Origin of the sequence: Acidovorax sp. IB03 (assembly GCF_016406015.1) — a bacterium.
GTDB lineage: Bacteria > Pseudomonadota > Gammaproteobacteria > Burkholderiales > Burkholderiaceae_C > Acidovorax > Acidovorax temperans.
The window spans coordinates 26,391-35,108 of record NZ_JAEFCH010000039.1 but is presented as its reverse complement, the minus strand read 5'-3'; the positions used below and the strand labels follow the sequence as shown (position 1 = coordinate 35,108).

At 61.1% G+C, this 8,718-nt stretch carries 5 protein-coding genes; all 5 read left to right on the top strand.

Translation table 11 applies throughout. The features are described from left to right. Window positions 1-60 precede the first annotated feature (60 nt). The 5 genes from IHV84_RS17050 to IHV84_RS17030 are packed head-to-tail and all read left to right on the top strand — an operon-like array spanning window position 61 to window position 8,716. The gene (locus tag IHV84_RS17050; RefSeq protein WP_370541313.1) at window positions 61-1,341 is read left to right on the top strand and encodes a DNA methyltransferase; all 1,281 of its coding nucleotides are present in this window, start codon (window positions 61-63) and stop codon (window positions 1,339-1,341) included. Window positions 1,342-1,363: 22 nt separating this feature from the next. Beyond that, on the top strand, window positions 1,364-3,154 hold the full coding sequence (locus IHV84_RS17045) for an RNA-binding domain-containing protein (protein WP_233100091.1): 1,791 nt from the start codon (window positions 1,364-1,366) through the stop codon (window positions 3,152-3,154). Beyond that, entirely contained in the window at window positions 3,151-5,985 is a 2,835-nt protein-coding gene (locus IHV84_RS17040) for a DEAD/DEAH box helicase (RefSeq protein WP_198847746.1), read from the top strand. Before IHV84_RS17045 ends, IHV84_RS17040 begins: the two co-directional genes overlap by 4 nt. Next, complete coding sequence (gene pglZ / locus IHV84_RS17035; RefSeq protein ID WP_198847745.1) at window positions 5,982-7,997, top strand: BREX-3 system phosphatase PglZ; 2,016 nt, start codon at window positions 5,982-5,984, stop codon at window positions 7,995-7,997. Before IHV84_RS17040 ends, pglZ begins: the two co-directional genes overlap by 4 nt. After that, window positions 7,994-8,716, top strand: a complete 723-nt coding sequence (locus IHV84_RS17030; protein ID WP_198847744.1) for a hypothetical protein — start codon at window positions 7,994-7,996, stop codon at window positions 8,714-8,716. The genes pglZ and IHV84_RS17030 overlap by 4 nt, the downstream gene beginning before the upstream one ends. The last annotated feature ends 2 nt before the right edge of the window (window positions 8,717-8,718 follow it).

The window sequence follows — 8,718 nt, the reverse complement described above, 5'->3', positions numbered from 1 at the left end:
GTCAAACTTCTACTGCCTCCCCGGCAGAGCCGGGGGGCCTCCTTTTGGTAGCTAGACTACATCTTCGTTGATCCTCCCTTTGGAGGGAACTTGATGTATTCGGAATTAAATTTTCTCACCGAGGGATGGCTTGGCGTAAGAACAAACTCGAAACCAGAAGCAATTGAAAACAAGAGCCAGACGAAATCTTTAGATGCATATCGAAAACTTATGACAGGGTGTTTCGAAGAAGCGTTTCGGGTTCTTAAGCCTGGACGCTGGATGACCGTGGAATTCTCAAACAGTCAGGCGGCGGTGTGGAATGCTATTCAAACCGCACTTCAAGAGGCAGGATTCGTTGTTGCAAACGTCTCGGCGCTGGACAAGAAGCAAGGTAGCTTCAACGCTGTAAACAACAAAACCTCAGTGAAGCAAGACCTTGTTATATCGGCATACAAGCCCAATGGCGGGCTGGAAGATAGGTTTGCACGAACGGGTGGAAGTGAAGATTCGGTATGGGATTTTGTTCGAACACATCTGCAGTACCTGCCTTCAGTAAAGGTGCGGAATGGCGAGCTGGAATTTATTTCGGAGCGTGATCCTCGCATTATTTTCGATCGGATGGTGGCGTGGTTTTTCCGGCACAACGTTCAGGTTCCAATGTCCACTCAGGAGTTTCAGGCCGGTCTTAGTCAGCGTTTTATTGAACGAGATGGAATGGTCTTTTTGCCGGACCAGGTCACCGAGTACGACAAGAAGCGTATGCAAGTTGCTATTGCGCCTCAGATGGAGATGTTCGTTTCCGATGAGCGCAGCGCGATTGATTGGTTGACCGATTTCTTGAAGCGCCGTCCATCGACTTACCAAGAGGTCAGCCCTGAGTTCATGGGGCAACTTGGCGCAGGGTGGAAAAAGCACGAAGCCAAACCCGAGCTTTCGGCACTACTGGAAGACAACTTCTTGAAGTACGACGGCACGGGTGAGGTTCCGAGCCAAATCCACAGCTACCTCTCGACCAACCACAAGGATCTACGCGGGCTGGAGAAGAATAGTCCAGCACTGGTGGCCAAAGCCAAGGATCGCTGGTACGTGCCCGACCCGAACAAGGCACAGGACTTGGAGAAGAAACGTGAGAAGTCGCTGCTCAAGGAGTTTGACCTCTATCGAGCGTTCACCGGGCGGCGTCTGAAGGAGTTCCGCTTGGAAGCGCTGCGCGCTGGCTTCAGAACCGCGTGGGGCAATAAGGACTACCAGACAATCATCGACATCGCGGCCAAAGTTCCTGAGTCTGCGCTGCAAGAGGACGAAAAGCTGCTCACCCTCTATGACCTCGCGCTGACCCGAACCGAGGACGGAATCTGATGACCCCACGTGGAGCAGCTTGATGAATCAGGACGAATTGCTGGCGCGGCTGAATGGCCTGGAGTGGAACGACTTTGAGTGCAAGCGTGCCCAGCGTGGTGTGCCCGAGGATGCCTACAAAACCGTCTCCGCCTTTGCCAACACCGCTGGTGGCTGGCTCGTTTTTGGCGTCAGCGAGGTCAATCACCACCTGGAGGTGACGGGCGTTGAAGAGCCGGACAAGGTGCAGAACGACTTTCTCGCGGTGCTGCGCGGCGGGCAGAAGCTCAACCGCGTGCTTGCGGTCCAGGCACATCGCTTTGAAGTTGATGGTAAGCATGTGTTCGCCTTTTATGTGCCCGAGATGGCTCGCGCCGACAAGCCGGTCTACCTGAAGGGCGATCCACGACAGAGTTACGTGCGCCGTGGTGCGGGCGACGAACAATGCACACAAAGTGAGCTGGAGCGCTTTCTGCGCGATGCGGCACAGGATCGCTACGACGGCGCGGTGCTGGCTGAGCTTGCTGCGGAGTCCTGCTTCGATCTGGAGACGGTCAAGTGGTACCAGGCGCAGTTTGCCCGCCGCAACCCCGAGCATGCCGAAATCACCGACCCGATTGCGTTCCTGTTGAACTGGAATTTTGTGGTCGAACAAGGCGGCAAACTTCATCCGACCCGCGCGGGCGTGTTGCTGTTTGGCACAGGCCGTTTCGTACGCCAAATCCTGCCCAGACCTGTGCTGGACTATCAGCGCATCGACACCGCTTTTGACAAATGGTCGGCCGAGCAGCGCTGGCACGACCGCTATGTATTCGAGGAGAACATCTTTCAGACCTGGCAGGGCTTGGTGGCGCGCTATATGCGCATTGCCGAGCATCCGTTCTCGCTTGACCCGACAACGCTGCGCCGCAACGATGATCCGCCCGACTATGTGGCCTTCCGCGAGGCGGCCATCAACCTGCTGATCCACCAGGACTACGGCGACCACGGGCGCAAGGCATCGATCAAGCTGTTTACCGACCGCACGGTGTTCTGGAACCCCGGGGATGCCTTTGCCACCGAGGCGGAGTTGCTGGACCCGACCGAGAAAGAGGTACGCAACCCAGCCATCGTGAAGGCGTTTCGCCGCATTGGCCTGTCGGATCAGGCCGGTACCGGCATTCGCGCCATTTTCCGTAACTGGCACGAGCTGGGGCGCACGCCGCCGCGCTTGAAAAACGACAAGGCACGCAAGGAATTTGAGCTGGTGTTGGTGAACAAGCCGCTGGTGACCGACGCCATGCTGCGCTTTCGTCAGACTTTGGGAACCAATTTGACGCCCGAGCAGGCGGATGCGCTGGCGTTGGCGCTGTCACTGCCAGAGGGCGGGCCGCTCACCCTTACGGCGATCCGCAGCCTCGGCATCGGTACCACCCAGCAGGCGCGGGCGGTGGCCGACCATCTGGTGCGGCAACAGTTGCTCGATCAGCTTAGCGATACGCAGTTTCATGTGCGTGAGGCGATTCGCCAGCGGTTTGCCCAAGAGGCGCAAGCGCAGGCTACCGATCTAACTGGGACCAAGTCGGGACCAAGTCGGGACCAGGTTGGGACCAAACCGGGACTGAGTGCCGAGCAACACACAGTGTTAGCGCAGATGACCGATGAACACGATGTTGCCACCTTGATGCAGTGGGTCGGACGTAGCAACAGGAGTAAGTTCCGCGAGGTAGTGCTGACGCCTTTGCTGGCATTGGACCTCGTCGAAATGACCATCCCTGACAAGCCTAACAGCAGCAAGCAGCGCTATCGCCTGACTGCACAAGGCAAAGCACTACGCGATGAGGTCGCTCGATGACGCAAACTGGGCGCAACTTCACCATCGGTGACTGGTGCTGGTTCACCCGGCAGGCATCGCCTTGCCGGGTGATCGAGCGCCAGGACGTGTGGGGCGAGGTGGCCTACCGCGTCTGGCTGCCCGCCAAGGACGCGGTGGTACGCGCTCGGGCGGTGGAACTGGCCTCGCTGGAGAGTGTGCGCCCGAGCGTGGAGCAGATCCTGCACACCACGGCGGCGGCCAAGCTGCTGGATGCGCTGGAGGACAACCTGCTACTGGCGCCGATCCAGTCCAGCGTGGTGCCGCTGCCGCACCAGCTCTACGCGTTGAACCGCGCGGTGAGCCGCGACCGCATTCGCTACCTGCTGGCCGATGAGGTGGGTCTCGGCAAGACCATCGAGGCCGGCTTGGTGCTGCGCGAATTGAAATTGCGTGGCCGGGTGAAGCGCATCCTGGTGGTGGCGCCCAAGGGACTGGTGCGCCAGTGGCAGGCCGAAATGCGCCTGCACTTCGGCGAGAAGTTCCAGTTCATCGAGCCGTCCGAGCTGGCGGCCTTCCGCCAGTGGCGCAGTGGCGGCGCGGGCGAGGAAGAGAACCTGTGGCGCATGCACGACCAGGTGATCTGCTCGCTGGATTCGGTGAAGCCGCTGGAAGGCCGTCGTGGCTGGAGCCTGGAGCAACTCAACACCTACAACCGCGAGCGCTTCGAGGACCTGATCTCAGCGTCGTGGGATCTGGTCATCATCGACGAAGCCCACCGTATGGGCGGCAGCACCGAGCAGGTGGCCCGCTACAAGCTGGGCGCGGCGCTGGCCGAGGCATCACCCTATCTCTTGTTGCTGTCCGCCACGCCGCACCAGGGCAAGACCGACCAGTTCATGCGGCTGATGCAGTTGCTGGATCGCGAAGCCTTCCCGGACGAGAGCAGCGTCAGCCGTGACCGGGTGCGGCCGTTCGTGATTCGCACCGAGAAGCGCGCATCGATCAACGCCGAGGGGCAGCCGCTCTTCAAGCCGCGTGTGACCCGGCTGCAGGCGGTTGCCTGGCAGGCCCGCCACGGCTCGCAGCAACGCCTGTACGAGGCGGTGACCGACTATGTGCGCCACGGCTACAACCAGGCGATGGCAGCCAAGCAGCGCCACATCGGCTTCTTGATGATCCTGATGCAGCGGCTGGTGACCTCCAGCACGGCAGCCATCCGCACCACGCTGGAGAAGCGCCAGGCCCTGCTTGATGCGCCACAGCCCCAAGCGAATCTCTTTGAGAACACCAGCGCCGACGAGTGGGCCGATCTCGATGGCCAGTCCCAGGTGGATCTGGCCATGCAGTCCAGCGGTTGGGAGCTGGAGAAGTCTGAAGTCGAGATGCTGTTAGACCTGGCGCGGGAAACGGAGGCCGCTGGCACTGATGCCAAGGCCGAGGCACTGCTGGAGCTGATCTACAAGCTGCAGCAAGAGGAAGGTGACCCGGCGCTGAAGGTGCTGATCTTCACCGAGTTCGTGCCGACGCAAGCGATGTTGGCCGATTACCTCGAAAGCCGGGGTTTCTCGGTGGCGACGCTCAACGGCAGCATGGACCTGGAAGCGCGCACGCGGGCACAACAGGTGTTCTCCAAGGATGTGCGCGTGCTGATTTCGACGGATGCCGGTGGTGAAGGCCTGAACCTGCAGTTCTGCCACGTCATCGTCAACTTCGACATGCCGTGGAACCCAATGCGGATCGAGCAGCGCATTGGTCGAGTGGACCGCATTGGTCAGAAGCACGTGGTTCGCGCCATCAATTTCGTGCTTGAAGACACCGTGGAACACCGCGTGCGCCAGGTGCTGGAGGAAAAGCTCGAGGTCATCGCGCAGGAGTTTGGCGTCGACAAGGCGGCCGACGTGATGGATTCGGTCCAGGCCGACCCGATCTTCGACGAGCTGTTCGTGCATGGCCTGCAGAACCCGGATGCCATCGAACAGGAGTGCGACGCGGTGGTGTCGCAGCTTCGATCCACCCTGGCGGAGTCGAAGAAGAACAGCGATCTGCTCACCACTGAGCACGATCTGGACGCCGACGATGCCCGCAAGTGGCGCGACCACCCGGCGCAGTTCTGGCTGGAGCGCGCCATCACCAGCGGGTTGGCTGCGCGCGGCGGCTCGGCAACGAAGGTTGGCAAGGCGTGGCGGGTGAAGTGGGCAGACGGCAGTGAGTCGGCACAGGCCTGCTTTGACGCCCGCACGGCGGATGAGAACCCGGAGTTGGAATGGGTCACGATGGAAGACCCACGCGCTCGGGCGGTGATCAGTGAGCTGCCACGCTTTGTCGCCGGGCAGCCCCTGCCGGTGATCCGCGTGACCGGCTTGCCGGATTCGGTTCGCGGTATCTGGTCGCTATGGGAGATCAGCCTGGCGGCTGAAGGTCTGAGCCGGAAGCGCTTCCTGCCGGTGTTCATCAACGAGGAAGGCCGCCCCTTCGTGCCGACCGCCAAGCGCGTCTGGGATCTGCTGCTGACCGAAACCGTAGACGTGCATGCAGTGACGGGTGCCGAGGAGTCGGCGAAGTGGTTCGAGGCATCGCAGGCGGCTGCCAGTACCCAGGGTGAACGGATATTCACCGAGCTGCTGACCGAACACCGCGCCCGGCTGAAGGAAGAGCGCGAACGAGCGGTGTATGCGTTCGAGGCCCGAGGTCAGGCGATCGGACGAATCGGCTTACCCGCCGTGCGTGAGCACCGGCGCAAGCGGCTGCAGCAGGAACACGATGCACGCATGGCCGCCTTGGACGACATGGAGGCCAGCGTGCCGGATTTGAATGCCGTGATGATGGTGCGCGTCTCCGGCGATGTGATGCCCGGAGGACAGGTGGGATGAGCCAGTGGTCAGAACGTATTCTCAGCCACTTCACGGCCGATCTCACCCGGCTGTGGGTGGCGTGCGACCCCGACGATGTGCTGTTGGACGAAAAGCTCCTGTCCGAACTGCGCAGCCGGGGCTTCGAGGTCATGCTGTACGAAGACCCATTCGCCTTTCGGGCGGAATACGAGGAACGTTATCGCGAAGCCTGGGATCGCGGTGAGGCGGGGCCAGCGCCTTCGCTGGTTCTGCATCTGCGCAGCGCCGACGCGAATGAGTTGCCGTGGGACATCGTGCACCACGGACGTGTGGTCCGGCTCAGCCTTGCAGAGCTCTTCCCCAGGCTGGCATACAGTGCGGTACAGCAAGTCGAGCCGGAGCACTTTGCCGGGTTGTTTCATGCTCACCAGACCGAATTGCAGTCAGCGCGCGGTGAGAACGAGTCCAAGGACTTCATTCTCGAACACGTCTACCAACTGACGCCGAGATCCATTCGCAACCCGGTCGACTTCTGGCGCGAGCTGCTGCGCATGCACTTTGCCAACCGCTCGTTGCCACCGCTGTTTGCCGAGCATGCGGCAAGCATCCTCCAGGGTAAAGGCTTGTTCGCGGGCCTGCCCGTCGCCACATGGCTGGCATCCAAGAGCGCGCTGCTGCGCGTGGTGCAGGATGCGTGGTACCGCTATCTGAAGACCCTGGGGCTGGATGGCACGCGCACGGGTGAACCGCCACCGCCAGACTACCTCGCCAAGATCGAGATTCCGTTCGACCACTCCGACGTGCAGGTGCTGGTCGACTCCATGTTCCTCGATGGCAGCTTGCATCCGCTCGCGGTGCACAGTGTCCCGGCAGGGATGCCGAGTTGGATCAAGGCCGGCATCGTCCAGGACCCGGCGGCATTGCAGGCTTTGGTGCTCAAAGGCATCGATGGCCTGATCGAGACGACGCCAACGGCGGCCTCTTCACACAAGGATTGGAGCGAGTTCGCCAAACGCTATGGTGAGATTCTGGCCCGTACGCATGGCCTGCCAAGCACGGAATGCGGCGAACTCATGCCGGTGATTCGGGAACGGATCAAGACCTTGCAGGCGCAATCAGACGAGCATCTGCAAGCCTGGGTCGCAGCCAAGCATTACGCCGACCTGATCCTGCAGCCGGTGACCAAAGTTCCGGTGATGGTGCACCACGTGCCGCGCTTCTTGCGGCATCGGCGGTCCGCAGGGGAAACCAAGGTGGCTCTGCTGGTATTCGACGGGCTGGCCTTCGACCAGTGGGTGCAAATCCGCGAGCGCCTGATCGCCACCACGAAACGTTTCGCGTTCGACGAGGGAACCGCGTTTGCATGGCTGCCGACCGTGACGTCGGTGTCGCGTCAGGCGCTGTTCTCCGGGCTGAAACCGCGAGAGTTCGACGACTCCATCGACAGGACGGACAAGGAGGAATCCTTGTGGAAGACGTTCTGGCAGAACGAAGGCGTCAATTCGAATGAGGTGATGTATCGACGCGCGCTGCGTCAGACCCATCAGCTCGACGCACTGGAAGCGGATTTGATCGACCGGCGCCCGAAGGTGGTGGGCCTGGTCATCGATGAGGTGGACGATCGGCTCCACAAGGAGCGGTCCAAGAAGGACGTGGCGATGTGGATCGGGAACTGGCTGTCGACCGGTTTCGTTGATCGACTGTTCTCGCTGCTGCTGGACAAGGGATACCACATCTATCTCACGGCGGACCACGGCAACGTTGAGTCCACCGGCGTCGGCAGGCCCAGTCAGGGCGTGATTGCAGAGACGCGCGGTGAGCGCGTTCGAGTCTACCGGAGTGAGCCATTGCTGGCCGATTCCGCTGCGGCCTATCCCACCACAGTGAGGTTGGACATCGCTGGACTGCCCGCGAACTTCATGCCCCTATTCGCAGGCGGACGAACCGCCTTTGTGCCGGAGGGCGAGCAGGTGGTGGTCCACGGCGGGGTGTCGGTCGAAGAGTTGATCGTGCCCTTTGTGAAAGTCAGTTATGTGATTGGTACCGAATGAATTCATCAGCCCCAAAAATAGGCTTTGATCGGTTCATTCAGCTTGATTGGGCGGCTGCGGCACTGAATATTCGTGCGGGCGTGGCTGGGCTAGATGATCTGAATGCACTGCTCGATGCAGCCGAGCTTGGCGTGGAAGCTAAGAAGAAAACACGCACCGTATTGAATCGGCTGTGGCTGGAGCCGCGCGCCGAACTGGTCGATTACGCGGATCGCGGCGTGGCCATCCACAAGACGCAGCCGGACATACCGGTCGCGGCGCTGTGCTGGGGTATGTCGGTGGCGACCTACCCGTTTTTTGGCAAAGTGGCCGAGCTGGTGGGCCGCCTCTCCGCCATCCAGGGCGACTGCGCGTCCGCCGAAGTGCATCGCCGGATGAGCGAGACCTACGGAGAGCGCGAAGGCACTCGGCGCATGACCAACATGGTCATCCAGAGCCAGGCGAGTTGGGGCGCCGTGGAGCGGGTCGAGAAAGGCAAGCGGGTCATCCGGCTGGCACCAACCGCGATCGACAACGACGGACTGACGGCCTGGTTGATCGAGGCGGCCGTGCGCTACGCCGGCAAGCCCGTTTCAGTGCCCAGCCTGCAGTCGCTGCCCGTGCTGTTCCCGTTCACCTTGACGCGGCCCCTGGCCTACGTGGTGTCGAACAGTGCGAATCTGATCCTTCGGTCGGAAGGACCGAGTAACCAGTTTGTCGCTTTGCGCAGCGCGATTTGAAG